Annotated in this window: 14 protein-coding genes; 4 read left to right on the top strand and 10 right to left on the bottom strand. The window is 60.5% G+C overall.

The features are described from left to right. Positions 1–59: 59 nt before the first annotated feature. The 3 genes from KGB27_RS21675 to KGB27_RS21685 all read right to left on the bottom strand — a co-directional run bounded on the left by KGB27_RS21675 (position 60) and on the right by KGB27_RS21685 (position 3113). The gene (locus KGB27_RS21675) at positions 60–815 is read right to left on the bottom strand and encodes a DUF2063 domain-containing protein (RefSeq protein ID WP_223556280.1); all 756 of its coding nucleotides are present in this window, start codon (positions 813–815) and stop codon (positions 60–62) included. Further along, positions 808–1647, bottom strand: coding sequence for a DUF692 domain-containing protein (locus KGB27_RS21680; RefSeq protein WP_223556282.1), 840 nt, complete (start codon positions 1645–1647; stop codon positions 808–810). Before KGB27_RS21680 ends, KGB27_RS21675 begins: the two co-directional genes overlap by 8 nt. A gap of 143 nt (positions 1648–1790) precedes the next feature. Then, complete coding sequence (locus tag KGB27_RS21685) at positions 1791–3113, bottom strand: acetamidase/formamidase family protein (RefSeq protein ID WP_223556284.1); 1323 nt, start codon at positions 3111–3113, stop codon at positions 1791–1793. 168 nt (positions 3114–3281) lie between these two features. Between KGB27_RS21685 and KGB27_RS21690 the strand changes: the two genes are divergently transcribed. Together KGB27_RS21690 and KGB27_RS21695 are read left to right on the top strand one after the other, a co-directional pair. Further along, on the top strand, positions 3282–4265 hold the full coding sequence (locus KGB27_RS21690; protein WP_223556286.1) for a class I SAM-dependent methyltransferase: 984 nt from the start codon (positions 3282–3284) through the stop codon (positions 4263–4265). Between the two features lie 138 nt (positions 4266–4403). Beyond that, a complete protein-coding gene (locus tag KGB27_RS21695; RefSeq protein ID WP_192418621.1) occupies positions 4404–5246 on the top strand; it encodes an NAD-dependent protein deacetylase in 843 nt (280 codons plus the stop codon). 952 nt (positions 5247–6198) lie between these two features. Here KGB27_RS21695 and KGB27_RS21700 read toward each other — a convergent pair. From KGB27_RS21700 to KGB27_RS21715, 4 genes are all read right to left on the bottom strand, one after another. Further along, complete coding sequence (locus tag KGB27_RS21700) at positions 6199–7524, bottom strand: OprD family porin (RefSeq protein ID WP_223556287.1); 1326 nt, start codon at positions 7522–7524, stop codon at positions 6199–6201. A gap of 142 nt (positions 7525–7666) precedes the next feature. Continuing rightward, positions 7667–9016, bottom strand: a complete 1350-nt coding sequence (locus KGB27_RS21705) for a gluconate:H+ symporter (protein ID WP_192227665.1) — start codon at positions 9014–9016, stop codon at positions 7667–7669. 259 nt (positions 9017–9275) lie between these two features. Next, complete coding sequence (locus KGB27_RS21710) at positions 9276–9521, bottom strand: hypothetical protein (RefSeq protein ID WP_223556288.1); 246 nt, start codon at positions 9519–9521, stop codon at positions 9276–9278. 121 nt (positions 9522–9642) lie between these two features. After that, the gene (locus tag KGB27_RS21715; RefSeq protein ID WP_223556289.1) at positions 9643–10119 is read right to left on the bottom strand and encodes a hypothetical protein; all 477 of its coding nucleotides are present in this window, start codon (positions 10117–10119) and stop codon (positions 9643–9645) included. A gap of 371 nt (positions 10120–10490) precedes the next feature. Here KGB27_RS21715 and KGB27_RS21720 point away from each other — a divergent pair, with 371 nt between their 5' ends. Further along, the gene (locus KGB27_RS21720; protein WP_223556291.1) at positions 10491–10724 is read left to right on the top strand and encodes a hypothetical protein; all 234 of its coding nucleotides are present in this window, start codon (positions 10491–10493) and stop codon (positions 10722–10724) included. A gap of 9 nt (positions 10725–10733) precedes the next feature. Here the strand turns inward: KGB27_RS21720 and KGB27_RS21725 are convergent, their stop codons facing one another. The 3 genes from KGB27_RS21725 to KGB27_RS21735 form a co-directional block, all read right to left on the bottom strand. Then, positions 10734–11783, bottom strand: coding sequence for an NAD(P)H-dependent flavin oxidoreductase (locus KGB27_RS21725; RefSeq protein ID WP_223556293.1), 1050 nt, complete (start codon positions 11781–11783; stop codon positions 10734–10736). 63 nt (positions 11784–11846) lie between these two features. Then, complete coding sequence (locus KGB27_RS21730) at positions 11847–12236, bottom strand: tautomerase family protein (RefSeq protein WP_008039782.1); 390 nt, start codon at positions 12234–12236, stop codon at positions 11847–11849. Positions 12237–12358: 122 nt separating this feature from the next. After that, positions 12359–13876 carry a CoA-acylating methylmalonate-semialdehyde dehydrogenase gene (locus tag KGB27_RS21735; protein ID WP_008039778.1) on the bottom strand — a complete coding sequence of 506 codons (1518 nt, stop codon included), beginning with the start codon at positions 13874–13876 and terminating at the stop codon, positions 12359–12361. Between the two features lie 526 nt (positions 13877–14402). Here KGB27_RS21735 and KGB27_RS21740 point away from each other — a divergent pair. Beyond that, on the top strand, positions 14403–14762 hold the full coding sequence (locus KGB27_RS21740) for a DUF6124 family protein (RefSeq protein ID WP_223556298.1): 360 nt from the start codon (positions 14403–14405) through the stop codon (positions 14760–14762). The last annotated feature ends 148 nt before the right edge of the window (positions 14763–14910 follow it).

Raw genomic sequence — 14910 nt, forward strand, 5'->3', positions numbered from 1 at the left:
GTCGACACATTTATCGCCTGAATGGACGCCATCGCCGGCAAGCCGGCTCCTACAAGGAATTATGCCGGGCCAACCACCCCTTCCCCGTGCATCTGCCGCAACAACGCCGCTCCGCTGTCGATGAAATCCTGCGATCCCGCCGCCCCCGCTTCCACGGCCAATCCTTCCAGTTGCTCACGCCCGTTCAGTTGGGGAAACTCGCCGATCCGCTGCAACAAGCGCCAGGCCAGCGGGCTCAGTTCGGAAAACTTCACGCTCCAGTCCTCCGCCCGACGAACCAACAGCAACGTCGGCTGAGCTGGAGGCGTTTCAGGCTGATAGTCCGGCCCCACCAATTGCACCGGCCAGGCATACGCCAACGGCCAGGCCAGCGGTGAAATCTGCAACGGTCGATCCAGCAGCAGCCCGACATCACTCGCCAGCAATGGCTCGGCGTCGGACTGTTGCAACACCATCTCGATCCACTCGTAATGCGCCAGTTCCACCATGAACGGCGGCCACGCCCCTTCGTGCAACGCAGACGGTTCTGACGCAAGAAAGTCGACAAACTCCCTGGCGATCTCACCGAATTTCGGCGTTTGTGCGCGGTGGTCCCGCAAGAAGATGCGCATCAGCGAACCCCAGCGCTCATCGCCAAGAATCTTGATCAGCACTGGAAAAGTACCGCTGAGCAAGATCGAGAGGTTGTTGAAAACAAGGTCGCGATAAACCTGTGCCCGCGCCACGTCCATTCCGGCCGGTGGCGCGCAGTGATCGGGGTCACGCAGGTAAAGCCCCAAGGTGTTTTGCTGCTGAAACAGGCTTGCGTTATCCACGGTTCACCCCCTTGGCCTGCAAGCGGCGGATGGTCTGCAATTCGGCGACCAGTTCCGCGAATGCAGGGAAATTGAAATCCCGTTCAAGCAACGTCGGTTGCGCGCCGAACCGCGCATAAGCCTGGGCCAGCAACGACCACACCACCGGTTTCACCGAGGCGCCGTGGGTGTCGATTTTCAACGTGTCGGACTCATCGAAATGCCCGGCCACGTGCATCGCCACCACCCGGTCCGAATCGATGCCGGCCAGAAAAACCTGCGGATCAAAATCGTGGTTGATCGAGTTGACGTACACATTGTTGACGTCCAGCAACAGGTCGCAATCGGCTTCGCGCAGCACCGCGTTGGTGAACGTCAGCTCGTCCATGTCCTGTTGCGGCGCGGCGTAATACGAGACGTTTTCCACCGCCAGGCGCCGACCGAGAATGTCCTGGGACTGACGAATGCGCGCGGCGACGTGGTGCACCGCTTCTTCGGTAAAGGGCAGCGGCAACAAGTCGTACAGGTGACCGTCATCGCTGCAGTAGCTCAGGTGTTCGCTGTACAGCGGCACGTTGTACTGATCGAGAAAAACCCGCACTTCTTGCAGGAACCCGACGTCCAGCGGCGCCGGTCCGCCCAATGACAGGGACAAACCATGGCAGGACAACGGATAGCGCTCGGCCAGGCCCCGCAGTGCCGCGCCATGAGCGCCGCCGATGCCGATCCAGTTCTCCGGCGCGACTTCCAGAAAGTCGAAATCGCCCACGCGGGCGGCTTGAAGGTCTTTCATTAAACCGCGACGCAGGCCAAGTCCGACGGTGGCCTTCGTTGATGTGTTGGAAGTCTGCATGATGTCGATCTCAAAGGTTGTCAGAACGTAATCACAGTTAACCGAAACGGTGTATCGGGCCTGTGTTGCGTTCCGGCAGAAAATCGCGGCGGTTGTATCGCCGGCGGGTCTGTACACACTTCGGTACAGAGCCGCCGTTGGCGTTACGCCAGGTCGTATTTCTCGCGCACCAGATGGCCGATGCCGATGCGATCGAGCACGTTCATCGGGCACAGGAAGGTCACGCGCACGGTGCCGGGCAAGCGGCTGATGTCGATGGAACCGGTGATGGTCGCGCGGTTGAGCACTTCGTCATACGGCAGGCCCGTGACCGAAGCGGCACGTTTCAGGCCGTTTTCCACCGCCACGTTAAGGTTCTCGCCACTGCCGATGAAGGTGATCGGGCCGCTCTGCTCGATCTCGGTCTGGCCCCAACGCTCGCCCAGTTCGCGGACTTTCTGCCGTTGCAGGGCATTCATCGGCGGCAGATCGTCAAGGTTTTGCAGGAGGATCGGCCCTTCCAGTGTCAGGTGCTTGATCACTTCGACCTGCACTTCGGTTTCCCCGGAGCAGTCGGTGGCATGCCCGGCGATCTCGCCGTTGCCCTGCTGGGCGTGCATGTCGCCCATGTACACACCGGCGCCCGGGACTTTCACCGGGCAGATCAATACGCAGCCTTCGCGGATCGAGTTGGTGTCCATGTGACCGTCGGTCTTGGCCGCGTGCAGTTCCTCACGCGTCATGCCGAAACGGTGCGGTGCGCCGATCAGGTATTGGCCGAAATCGGCGCAGTTGTGCGAGTCCGGCAAGTCCCGCGACGGCGTGGTGCCGATGTTGCCGAGGAACGGCCGCATGTGCGCGGCAACGCCGGGGATGTCGGCGCGAGCCAGGGACAGGATCGAATGCTGGGCGGCGAACTCCGGCAGCGCCGACATCTCGGAGGCGTTGCCCGCCAGTTGGTTGGCGATGTCCTGATTGACGGTCAGGCTGACCTGATTCTGCGCATCGAACACGATCACGTACCCGTGGCTGAAGCGGAAAGCGCTGACTTCGGCGCCGCAATTGCTGCAACGAATCGAATCTTCGCCGATGCCTTCGACGTAGCTGGCCGGGTGCTCGGTGCCGCATTTGCTACAGAATTTCGCGACGAACGGATCGCCGTTGTAGCGACCTTCAACGAAGCTCATCACGCCGGACGACGTGGCCAGCGAGGTGACGCGCATGCTTTTGATCTTGATCGCCACGGCATCGCCGATTTCGGCACCGGCAATGGCCACCGGTTGGGTCACTTCATGGCCGCCCTCGAAGGCCGGCGTAATCATCGGCCCCCAGCAGCCCGGCGGCGTGCCGGTGATCAGGGTGCCGCCGTCGGCCAAGGGGCCGAGCATTGGCTGGCTTGGGCCGATGAGGCCGCTGGTGTACTGGTCGACGCGCAGGCGATCGACGGGGGTGGATGTCAGGTCGGTTTCAGGCAGGAGCGTGGTCATTGTTGTCCCCTTCACGGTGTATAGGGTGCCAAGCGGCCTGTGCAGTTCATCGCAGGTTTGTATCTGGGCTGTGTTCGGCAGTGAGCCGGTTTTGCGGGAAATGTATCGAGCAGGACGTTAGATACACTCCGATACACACGTCCCCCTGTAGGAGCGAGCGGTGCGGCGATGCTCGCCAACGTCATCCTCGGCGAAGAGCTCGGGCTGTACCGGGCGATGGCCGACAGTCAGTTGATCAGCCCCGAAACACTCGCCGAGAAAACCGGCTGCAACCCCCGCCTGCTGCGCGAATGGCTCAGCGCCCACGCCGCGTCCGGTTACATGGAACACCGCGACGGCCAGTTCCGTCTGCCCGAAGAACAAGCCCTGGCGCTGGCGATCGAAGACTCACCGGTCTACGTGGCGGGCGGTATCGGGGTGGTCGCGTCGTTTTTCCATGACAAGGACAAGCTGGTCAAAGCCATGCGCGGCAACGGCGCCCTGCCCTGGGGCGAACACCATCCGTGCATGTTCAGCGGCACGGAACGGTTCTTCCGGCCCGGCTACAAAGCGCACCTGGTCGCCGAATGGCTACCGTCCCTTGAAGGTGTCGTCGCCAAACTGGAGGCTGGCGCCAAGGTCGCGGACATCGGCTGCGGGCATGGCGCATCGACGGTGATCATGGCCCAGGCGTTCCCCGAATCGCGGTTCGTCGGCTTCGACTACCACGCGCCGTCCGTCACCGTCGCCAACCAGCGCGCCGAGGAAGGCGGTGTGTCCGGACGGGCGCGGTTCTTCCAGGGCACGGCAAAAAGCTACCCCGGCGACGACTACGACCTGATCTGCTATTTCGACTGCCTGCATGACATGGGCGACCCGGTGGGCGCGGCGCGGCACGCCTATGAGTCGCTGAAGCCGGACGGCACGGTGCTGCTGGTGGAACCGTTCGCCAACGACAAGCTAGACGACAACGTTACCCCGGTTGGCCGGTTGTTCTACGCCGCCTCGACGTTCATTTGCACCCCGAACTCGCTGTCCCAGGAAGTCGGCCTCGGGCTCGGCGCCCAGGCCGGTGAGGCGCGGTTGCGCAAGGTGTTTACGGAAGCGGGATTCAGCACGTTCCGTCGGGCTACCGAAACGCCGTTCAACCTGATACTCGAAGCGCGCAAGTAAACACCGTACCTGTAGGAGCCGGCTTGCCGGCGATGGCGTCCGTAAGATCGCCATCGTCGGAACGCCGCCCGCAGCAAGCCGGCTCCTACAGGTTAAATGCTACCCTTCAAACACCCCAGCCCCATCGGAGTGTTGAACATGCTCGACAGCCGCACCCGCGAACAACTCGACCGGCTCCAGCAGTTCATGGCCGACCAGCCGTTCGTGGTCCTGACCGGTGCCGGCATCAGCACCCCGTCGGGCATTCCGGACTACCGCGACCACCAGGGCGTGCGCCGAGGCCGGCAACCGATGATGTATCAGGAATTCCTCAGCGCCCCCGAATCCCGACGCCGCTATTGGGCGCGAGCGATGCTCGGCTGGCCGCGGGTGCGTCAGGCTCAGCCGAATGTGGCGCATGAAGCCCTCGCCAACCTGCAAAGCACCCGGCAGATCAGCGGGCTGATCACCCAAAACGTCGACACCTTGCACGACCAGGCCGGCAGCCACGACGTGATCGAACTGCATGGCAGCCTGCACCGGGTGCTGTGCCTGGATTGCGGGCAGCGCAGTGAGCGGGATTCGATCCAGCAGTTGATGGAAACGCAGAACCCGTACCTGGCCGGCGTGGATGCGGTGCAGGCGCCGGACGGCGACACGCTGCTCGACGCGGCGTTCGAAGCGCGGTTTCAAGTACCGCACTGCCCGCATTGCGCAGGTGAGCGAATGAAACCGGACGTGGTGTTTTTTGGCGAGAACGTGGCGCAGGTGACGGCAGCCAAGGCAATGGCTGCAGTGGAAAAAGCGGCGGGATTGCTGGTGGTGGGGTCTTCGTTGATGGCGTATTCGGCGTTTCGGTTATGCCGGGCGGTGGCGGATCAGGGCAAGCCGCTGATAGCGATTAACCTGGGCAAGACGCGGGCGGATGACATCCTCGATCTGAAAATCGAGGCATCCTGCGAACAACTATTGCCGTTGCTGACCCAGCGCCTGACACCTTAGCAACAACGCATACCTTGTCGGCGATGGCGGCGTAACAGATACACCGCGTCGCCTGAATCGCCGGCAAGCCGGCTCCTACAAAGACCGTGCCCGCCTGGCACCTTAGCAACTGACACAACACATACCCTGTAGGAGCCGGCTTGCCGGCGATGGCGTCCGCAAAAACACCACAAACCTCAAGGCCCAATCGCCGGCAAGCCGGCTCCTACAAAGACCGTGCTTGCCTGACACCAACGGACACAACACATACCCTGTAGGAGCCGGCTTGCCGGCGATGGCGTCCGCGAAAACACCACAAACCTCAAGGCCCAATCGCCGGCAAGCCGGCTCCTACAAAGACCGTGCTCGCCTGGCACCTTAGCAACAACGCGTCCCCTGTAGGAGCTGGCTTGCCGGCGATGGCGTCCGCAAAAACACCACAAACCTCAAGGCCCAATCGCCGGCAAGCCGGCTCCTACAAAGGTCTGTATTCACCTGACACACCACCAAACCTGTAGGCGCTGGCTTGCCGGCGATGGCGTCCGCAAAAACACCACAAACCTCAAGGCCCAATCGCCAGCAAGCCGGCTCCTACAAGGGTCTGTATTCACCTGACACACCACCAAACCTGTAGGAGCTGGCTTGCCGGCGATGGCGTCCGCAAAAACACCACAAACCTCAAGGCCCAATCGCTGGCAAGCCGGCTCCTACAAGGGTCGGTATTCACCTGACACACCACCAAACCTGTAGGAGCTGGCTTGCCGGCGATGGCGTCCGCAACAACACCACAAACCTCAAGGCCCAATCGCCGGCAAGCCGGCTCCTACAAAGACCGTGCTCGCCTGACACCTTAGCAACTGACAAAACGCAAACCCTGTAGGAGCTGGCTTGCCGGCGATGGCGTCCGCAAAAACAGCGCAAACCTGAAGGCCCAATCGCCGGCAAGCCGGCTCCTACAAAGACCCGTGGGCGATTACAGCAGCGACAAGGTGTAGTTGATGATAAAGCGATTCTGATCAACGTTACGGCCCGCATCGGTATTCGACTTGCCGTTGCGCACGCTGAAACCAAGCCCCTTGAGCGACCCCGATTGCAGCACGTAGTCCAGGGTCATATCGCGCTCCCACTCGGACTGATCGCCCGCGTTGCGAACCTTTATGTCAGTCCCCTTCAAATACGCGATCGACGCTCTCAGACCCGGCACGCCCAAAGGCGCGAAGTCATAGGAATACTGACCGAAGTTCGTCTGCTCGCCCGCACGGGTAAAGCTCTGGATCATGCGGTCCGTCGGCAGGTAAACACTGCCACCACCCGCCCCTTTATCAACCAGGCTGCCTTGGTTGGGCTGCACGAAGTTGCTGCCGTCACCCACCTGTTGATGCCCCAGCGACACCGAGTGACCGCCGTTCACATAGGTGATCATCGCCACCCAGGTGTTGTTGTCGATTTCACCGTTGTTGTCCTCGGTGTAACCCGAGGTTCGGTAGCCTTGTGCGCGGCCGGCAGCGGAACTGTTGGCGCCCGTCGATGTGGTGTTGAAGTAACGCAGATCAGTGGTGAACGAGCTTTTGCTGTCGATCGGCAGCACGTGGGTCAGACCGAAAAAGTTCTGGTTGTAGAAGTCTTCCAACTGCGCGAAGTAATACTGCGCCTTCAGTTCCTTGGTGATGTAGTAGTCACCGCCGGCGAAGTAGAACTTGTTGCTGTCCTGGGTGGCGCCCGGCACCGACAAACCGGTCCGGTCCGTCGAGGCGCGGCCGACTGCGTGTTCAAGCACGCCACTGGTCAGCATCAAGCCATCGATGTCATTCGAGGTGACCTGCGCACCAGTGAACGACTGCGGCAATACGCGGGCATCGTTCGACAACAGGATCGGCAGTTTCGGCAGCAGGGTGCCGTAGCGGAACTCAGTTTTTGAGATGCGCATCTTCGCCGTGGGGCCGAAGCTGCTCCAGGTGTCGGCAGCACCGTCGCCGTCACTCGGGATCATGCCGCTGCCCACGTGGCGACCCGCGCCGCTGTCCAGCGTCACACCGAGCAACGCTTGCGCATCCAGCCCGAACCCGACCGTGCCCTGAGTAAAACCGGACTCATAACGCAGCACAAAACCCTGCGCGGCCTCCTCGGTTTTCGACGGGTCTGCCGTGCCATCGCGGTTATCGCTGTTGAAATACAACGTGCGCATCGACAGCGTGGCTTTGCTGTCCTCCAGAAAACCGTGCGCGGCAGAGTCGGCTGCCTGTGCGCACATCGAACCGGTGGCCAGCAAAAGTGCGGTGGGGATTGCTCGCTTGAACATACGGTGCTCCTGGGTCATTTTTTTATGTTTTTTTTGAGTTTTTGCCGACCGCTCTCCGCCACGGACACTCAATCGCGGCGCGCACAATGCCGCGCTCGATGAGTGACCATGAGCCTTGAGGAAAGCGATCGGAGTGTTCGAGCTAGATGAGGTAAGAAAGACCCACGGTCAGCGCAAAGGCGACCAGCGAAATAATGGTCTCCAGCACGGTCCAGGTCTTGAACGTCTGGGTGACGCTCATGTTGAAGTATTCCTTGATCAACCAGAAGCCGCCGTCGTTGACGTGGGAAAAGATCACCGACCCGGCGCCAGTCGCCAGCACCAGCAACTCCGGGTGCGGATAACCCAGACCGATGGCCACCGGCGCCACGATGCCGGAAGCGGTGGTCATGGCCACGGTGGCGGAACCGGTGGCGATACGCATCAACGCGGCGAACAGCCAGCCCATCAGCAGCGGCGACAGGTGAAATTCGTGGGCCAGGCTGACGATCTGGTCGGTGACCCCGGCGTCCACCAGGATCCGGTTCAAACCGCCACCGGCGCCGACCAGCAAGGTGATGCTGGCGGTCGGTGCCAGGCATTCGTTGGTGAACTTGAGGATCGATTCACGGTTGAAGCCCTGGGCGAGGCCGAGGGTCCAGAAGCTCAGCAAGGTCGCCAGCAACAGCGCGATCACCGAGTTGCCGATGAACAGCAAAAACTGGTTGAAGCCGCTGCCCGGCGTGGAGATCAGGTTGGCCCAGCCGCCGATCAGCATCAACAGCACCGGCAACAAAATGGTCGCCATGGTGATGCCGAAACCCGGCAGGCTGTCGCGCGGTTCGCGCTCGAGGAACTGGCGTTCCAGCGGGTTTTCCGCCGGCAGCTGAATGCGCGGCACGATGAATTTGGCGTACAGCGGACCGGCGATGATCGCCGTCGGAATGCCGATCAAAATCGCATACATCAACGTCTGCCCCACCGACGCCTGATACACCTGCACCGCCAGCATCGCCGCCGGGTGCGGCGGCACCAGTGCATGCACCACCGACAGCCCGGCAACCATCGGCAAACCGACCATCAGGATCGATACACCCACGCGGCGCGCCACGGTAAAGGCAATCGGCACCAGCAACACAAAACCGACTTCGAAAAACAGCGGCAGCCCGACCAGGAAGGCAATGCACACCATGGCCCAATGCGCGTTCTTCTCGCCGAAACGGTCGATCAAGGTCCGCGCCACCTGCTCGGCGCCGCCGGACTCGGCCATCATCTTGCCGAGCATCGTGCCCAGCGCCACCACCAGCGCGATGTGCCCCAGGGTCTTGCCGACACCGGCCTCGTAGGCGCCAACCACGCCGGACGGCGGCATGCCGGCGAGCAATGCCAGGCCGATGGAGACCAGGGTGATGACGATGAAGGGATTAAGCCGGTAACGGGCGATCAGAACGATCAGCGCGATGATGGCGATGGCGGCATATACCAGCAGCCAATAGCCGAAGGACAGGGTCATGCGGTACTCCTCGAAAGGGTCACGTCGAATGGGTTGTGAAACTCATAAAACATTTCGAGAGGTGATTTTCAAACGAGGCGAAAGTAATTTTCGTAGAGGGATAAGGGTTGTCGTGCAGAGGTATGGGGGGTCGTGTTTTTTGAAACTGGGCCAGGCGGATTTTCATCGCGCCTGGCCTGTTTGTGTGCGGTGTTGAGGCAGGAAATGTGTGAGTCAGGCGAACTTGGCTGGGGTCGCTCAAACACATTCAGAAGGTGTCTTAAACGCACGATTTCTTATAGACCGCGATAGTCCCTGCGAGCCGGACGAATACCAATCCGTAATAACTAAGATCTGCGCGAACGTGCTTGCCGAAGAGTTTGCGATTCTTATGTTGCAGAGGCTCCCAGAGCGTTTCACCAATAATTGCACGTATTTTTCGCTCCTGACCTGGCAACAGCTTTGCCGCATTGACCTTGAGCGCTTCAGATACCTTGTCCCAAGCCGAAGTTTGCATATCGTTCATTTTTTGCGTCCCCGAAATATTGATGTTCAAGCACTAAGGCAAAGGCATTTCTTGCCGTTCGCAATCAGCGCTTTGATTAAAAAGGTGGGTACCGATGTCCTGATCGTTCAAGCCTGCGGGATCATCGCACCACTATTTCCAGCCGGTGGCCATCGGTGCCGGCCTCCATCTTGATCAAGGTGCAAACGAGCGAATCGGGGAAACCGAGGCGTGCCTGCAGCGCCTCTTGAATAACCTTCTCCAACTGCGCGGGGCTGCACAGACGCAGACTGTCAGCCACGCTGGCACTCGGAAGAATTGCCGTCTCGTTTTTTGTGTCGATCCCTTGTACGCGTTGCTCGCAATAGCTCATGAGCTTTTCACAGTGTTTCTTGCTGCCGTAGCCGTTGTTCCGCCAGCGATCAAGACCGGCCACGGAAACCCCCGCGATATCAGCGATCTTGCGCAGCGACAGACCGCAGTCTTCTTTCAAGGACTCAACGAGATCCCCCATCCCCAACACGACGTCACCAATCGTGTTTTTCCCTGGAAAGCGGCGATTGAATTCACCCTGAGAAACGACTTCGAGCGAGTTGTAGGTGTCTATTAGTTTGCTCACGAAATCAGCCCTTACTGTGTGTGTTTTCGCAAGATACAGAACCTACTACTAGGCGTCAACACCTACAACAAACAACGAGTAGTATTTGTTTTCAGGCCACTGGCTGGAGGTCGTCCCTGTGCATCAGTCGATACCACGCTTTACCTGCCACACCGTTACTGGATAATAGCAACCTGCCATAACTGGCGACCTTCCCTCGGCCTCCCGCGGTTTTCTTTTGCAACAGCCCGACATTTGCCCTCAAGCACGGACGGCTACACGACAAGGAGTTGGCAGCATTGATGCCACAACAACATCGGTCTATTGCCAACCTGCACCTTTGAACTGACCACCTGAACGTCGACCGCAGCTTCCGCGTCAACGATGACACGGTGCTGTTCGACGAATCTGGCGGTCCGCTCAAAGGCCAATCGGTCCGGGTGGGACAGGTCGAGGACAGCATCTGGCTGACATTTCAGCTGATCCGTAACGTACCGACCCGTGTCACGCTGACTTTCCAGCAGAGCAACAGCAAGCTGAGTAAAACGCCAGCGATCAAGCTTGCGTTTCGTGACGGGAACAATGACCCGCTGATGCTCAAGTTCAGTGAGGTTGCACTGCACTAAACGTCTGGCTCAGTCGTGCATTTCCGCAGCAAGCACATTCACCAGCGCAGCGGCCGGCATCTCACGAATCAGGGGCGCCCCCTGCCCCGCCCACTGCACGGCAAACTCCGTGTTTGCCTGGGCGGTGGCCGCAGCGTTGAGCGCTTTGTTGGCGTCATAGGCGCGCGGATAGTCTGGCAGTGCCGCGCCAGCCTTCTCCAGGCAGGTGAAGTTGCGATTGACCATGCCTCGGGCAGGACGCCCGGAGATGACGCTGGTGACGGCAGTCTGGTGCGCGCGCGGCCCCTTCAAGGCCTCGCGATAGGCGCTGTTGGCGGAGGATTCGGGGCAGAGGATAAACGCCGTTCCCAACTGCGCGGCACTGGCGCCCAACTGCATGACGGCCTTGATCCCCGCGCCGTCCATGATGCCGCCCGCCGCGATCACCGGCAGTCGGCAAGCCGCCACCAGTACACGCACCAACGCAAACGTCCCCATTTGCGAATCCTGTTTTGGATCGAATACCCCGCGATGCCCCCCGGCTTCGTAACCTTGTGCGACCAGCGCATGCACGCCGGCGTGTTCCGCGCTCTGCGCTTCGGCCAGGTTGGTCACGGAACACAACAGGATGATGCCGGCGGCTTTGAGCGCATCGATGGCCGGTTGTGGCGGCAGCCCGAAATGGAAGCTGACCACCGCCGGCCGTTCTTCCAGCAGCATCTGCAACATGTCCGGGTCTTCGACAAAAGAGGTGTAGATCTCACGCAGCGCCGTCGGTGCAGCGGCCCCGAACTGCGCAAAGAACGGCGCCAGAAATGTCAGCCACTGTGTTTCGCGAGCGCTGTCATAGACGGCAGGCTGGTGGCAAAAAACATTCACATTGAACGGCTTGTCTGTCAGCGCGGCCGTCTCGCGGATCATGTTCCGCGCCTGCTCGACGTTGCTCGCCCCGATGCCAATCGCGCCGAGGCCGCCGGCGCTGGACACCGCTGCCGCCAGTTGGGGCGTGGAAATACCCGCCATCGGCGATTGAAGGACAGGCAGTCGAATGTTCAAAAGGGACAGCAGTTGAGCGGACATGGCATCACCTGAAAGAGAGTTGCACAGAGGTAAAAACGGACCCTTTGGCCCACGCGGCAAACCCTAAAGTTCACCGGTCAGAAATTGCGCCCTTCCACGGCCGAAGGACCAGTCCGCATCGGTGTTCTCCACCAGCGAAACAATCAGGTCGTCGGGTGACAGGCCACACTCGGCTTGCAGCCTCTCGGCCAGCAAGCGGTAGAACGCGGTTTTCTGCGTCTGTAAACGCGGTCGCGAAATCACCGTCAGCAACACCACGCTGGTCGTGCGCGTGTAACCCAATCCCGTGTCGTGCAGCACCAACTCCCCCGGACGATGTTGCGTGACGCTTTGGTAGCGATCACTGTCGGGCACCTCAAAGGCCTCGACCATCGCCTGATGGGTCACGTCCAGCAGGGTCTTGAGTTGTTGGTCATTGCGCCCCTGGATGATGTCGAACTTGAGCAGCGGCATAGCGGTTCACCTGTGCGGAAAAAACCGGGAGCGAGCGTTCGCTCCCCCTGGGAAAAAACGATGCCGTGCAAGCCCGCGCCAACACGTCATCCACCCCAAACCCGTAGAGCAGAAAGCGGTGCTTACTTGGAGGTCGGCATGGCGAATTCCGCGCCCTTGGCGATGCTGTTCGGCCAGCGCTGCATGATCGACTTTTGCTTGGTGTAGAAGCGCACGCCCTCTTCGCCGTAGGCGTGTGTGTCACCGAACAGCGAGCGCTTCCAGCCACCAAAACCGTGCCACGCCATCGGCACCGGAATCGGCACGTTGATGCCGACCATCCCCACCTGAATGCGGCTGGCGAATTCACGTGCGATGTGACCGTCGCGGGTATAGCAAGCGGTGCCGTTGCCGAACTCGTGTGAGTTGACCAGATCGACCGCCTCGGCAAAGTCCTTCACGCGCATGCACGCCAACACCGGGCCGAAGATTTCCTCTTTGTAGATTTTCATCTCGGGGGTGACATGGTCGAACACCGTGCCGCCGAGCCAGAACCCTTCGGCGCAATTCGCGCCAGCCTGGGCGCCGTCGAAACCACGGCCGTCGACCAGCAGTTCTGCGCCTTCCTCAATACCTTGTTCGATGTAGCCGGTGATGCGTTGCAGCGCCACTTGCGACACGATCGGGCCCATCTCGGCGGCCAGGTTCGTGCCTTCGAGGACTTTGAGCGTGCGGGTGCGTTCCACCAGTTTCGGCATCACCTTATCGGCGACATCGCCGACAAACACCGCCACCGAGATCGCCATGCAGCGCTCGCCGGCAGAGCCGAACGCGGCGCCGATCAGCGCGTCGACCACCTGATCGATGTCGGCATCGGGCATCACCACCATGTGATTCTTCGCGCCGCCCAATGCCTGGACACGCTTGCCGTGGCGGGCACCGGTCTCGTAGATGTAGTTGGCAATCGGCGTCGATCCGACAAAGCTCACGGCTTTGACGTCCGGGTGATCGATCAGCGCATCCACCGCTTCTTTATCCCCCTGCACCACGTTGAACACGCCATCCGGCAGCCCGGCTTCCTTGAACAATTCGGCGATCAGCAGCGAAGGCGACGGGTCGATGGGGCTCGGCTTCAGCACGAAGGTGTTGCCGCAGGCGATGGCCACCGGGAACATCCACATTGGCACCATCACCGGGAAGTTGAACGGGGTGATGCCGGCCACCACGCCCAGCGGCTGGCGCATGGTCCAGTTGTCGATGTTGGTGGAGACCTGTTCGGTGTAGTCACCCTTGAGCAGTTGCGGGATGCCGCAGGCGAACTCGACGACCTCGATGCCGCGCGTTACTTCGCCCTGGGCGTCGGTGAAAACTTTGCCGTGCTCGGCGGTGATCATGCGCGCCAGTGTGTCGCGGTGTTCATTGAGCAACGCCAGGAACTTGAACAGGATGCGGGCGCGACGCAGCGGCGGCAGCGCCGACCAGGCGGGAAACGCGGCCGCTGCCGATTTCACTGCCGCATCGACTTCAGCGGCATTGGCGAGGGCCACTTTGCCGATGACGGAACCGATGGCAGGGTTGGTGACGTTCTGCGTGCGACCGGAAGTACCGTGCGTCACGCGGCCGTGAATGTAGTGTGCGATGTCTGCTGGCTGGTTGCTCATGGCGGGTGTCCCCTGGTGGTGGATAAGAGCCATCTCTTGTTGTTGTCGGGAGTGCGCCAGGCGGCCGATGGCTCGCCTGCCAGGGTCAAAGTAGGCCAGCCAAAGGATCATGTAAAATGATGATTAATGATCTTATGGATCAGAAATGGTGAAGGTGTTTGAGGTGTTAAACAGCGCTGGAGAATGCTTGTTTAAGCGCGCTCGTGGTTACGAGATGAAAGCTACAAAACCTTGCGCCGTTGCCTACGGGTACGCCAGAATCCCCCGGCTTGTGCGCTTTGGGGGTGCCCGGTAACTTGATTCGTGCCACTGCTCATCAGTGGTCGGGTTTAGTCGCTCGTGGTAACCCAGTTGTGCGTGCATCTGTCATGCAGGTCATACATTGCCTGTACTTGATGGTGGCTGTACGTGGGGCGCCCTCGGGCGCGCCGGATTGCTGAGTTACCCGGTCGACTAACCTGCGTACAGCTGCCTCCCCTTTCGTTTAGTCGCAAGAGGGGTGGCACTCCATTAGGTAACTCAGCATATGATCAAGCCTTCACCGAGCCCACCGGATACTGATCCGGCATCCCCATACGAACCCGATTCAAACAAACTCAACGAGGCCGCCGAGCGTGCCCTCGACTACCACTTCCCGTCGGCTGCCGACATCAAAGCCACGACGCGCACACCCAGCACTTTGTTTACCGTGGACCCAGCGCTCACGACCGAAACCCTGATGGTTTATCTGGTCGAGACGCTGGCCTCGGTCGATGTGATGGTCCATCACTTGGTGGACCTTCTGGACGGTGGGTCGCGTAACGCGCTGCTGGGCATTTCCAACAGCATCATGCTGGCGGAGATCACGGCGAACCGGGTGCTGGATCAGATTGATCCGCGAGACTAAACACCGCTAAGCGGGTATTCCATTGTAGGAGCGAGCTTGCTCGCGAAGAACGTTAACGATAACGCGTGAAGCCTGGAAATACGCGGTGTCTATGGGTTCTTCGCGAGCAGGCTCGCTCCTACAAAAAGCCGTGCAAGTGCGTGTACAA

Origin of the sequence: Pseudomonas sp. BF-R-01 (assembly GCF_019946615.1) — a bacterium.
Lineage (GTDB): Bacteria > Pseudomonadota > Gammaproteobacteria > Pseudomonadales > Pseudomonadaceae > Aquipseudomonas > Aquipseudomonas migulae.

Coding starts and splice junctions, on each gene's coding strand:
- KGB27_RS21680 (WP_223556282.1), bottom strand. CDS start 1,647: ATGCAGACTTCCAACACATCAACGAAGGCCACCGTCGGACTTGGCCTG.
- KGB27_RS21685 (WP_223556284.1), bottom strand. CDS start 3,113: ATGACCACGCTCCTGCCTGAAACCGACCTGACATCCACCCCCGTCGAT.
- KGB27_RS21690 (WP_223556286.1), top strand. CDS start 3,282: ATGCTCGCCAACGTCATCCTCGGCGAAGAGCTCGGGCTGTACCGGGCG.
- KGB27_RS21695 (WP_192418621.1), top strand. CDS start 4,404: ATGCTCGACAGCCGCACCCGCGAACAACTCGACCGGCTCCAGCAGTTC.
- KGB27_RS21700 (WP_223556287.1), bottom strand. CDS start 7,524: ATGTTCAAGCGAGCAATCCCCACCGCACTTTTGCTGGCCACCGGTTCG.
- KGB27_RS21705 (WP_192227665.1), bottom strand. CDS start 9,016: ATGACCCTGTCCTTCGGCTATTGGCTGCTGGTATATGCCGCCATCGCC.
- KGB27_RS21710 (WP_223556288.1), bottom strand. CDS start 9,521: ATGAACGATATGCAAACTTCGGCTTGGGACAAGGTATCTGAAGCGCTC.
- KGB27_RS21725 (WP_223556293.1), bottom strand. CDS start 11,783: ATGTCCGCTCAACTGCTGTCCCTTTTGAACATTCGACTGCCTGTCCTT.
- KGB27_RS21730 (WP_008039782.1), bottom strand. CDS start 12,236: ATGCCGCTGCTCAAGTTCGACATCATCCAGGGGCGCAATGACCAACAA.
- KGB27_RS21735 (WP_008039778.1), bottom strand. CDS start 13,876: ATGAGCAACCAGCCAGCAGACATCGCACACTACATTCACGGCCGCGTG.
- KGB27_RS21740 (WP_223556298.1), top strand. CDS start 14,403: ATGATCAAGCCTTCACCGAGCCCACCGGATACTGATCCGGCATCCCCA.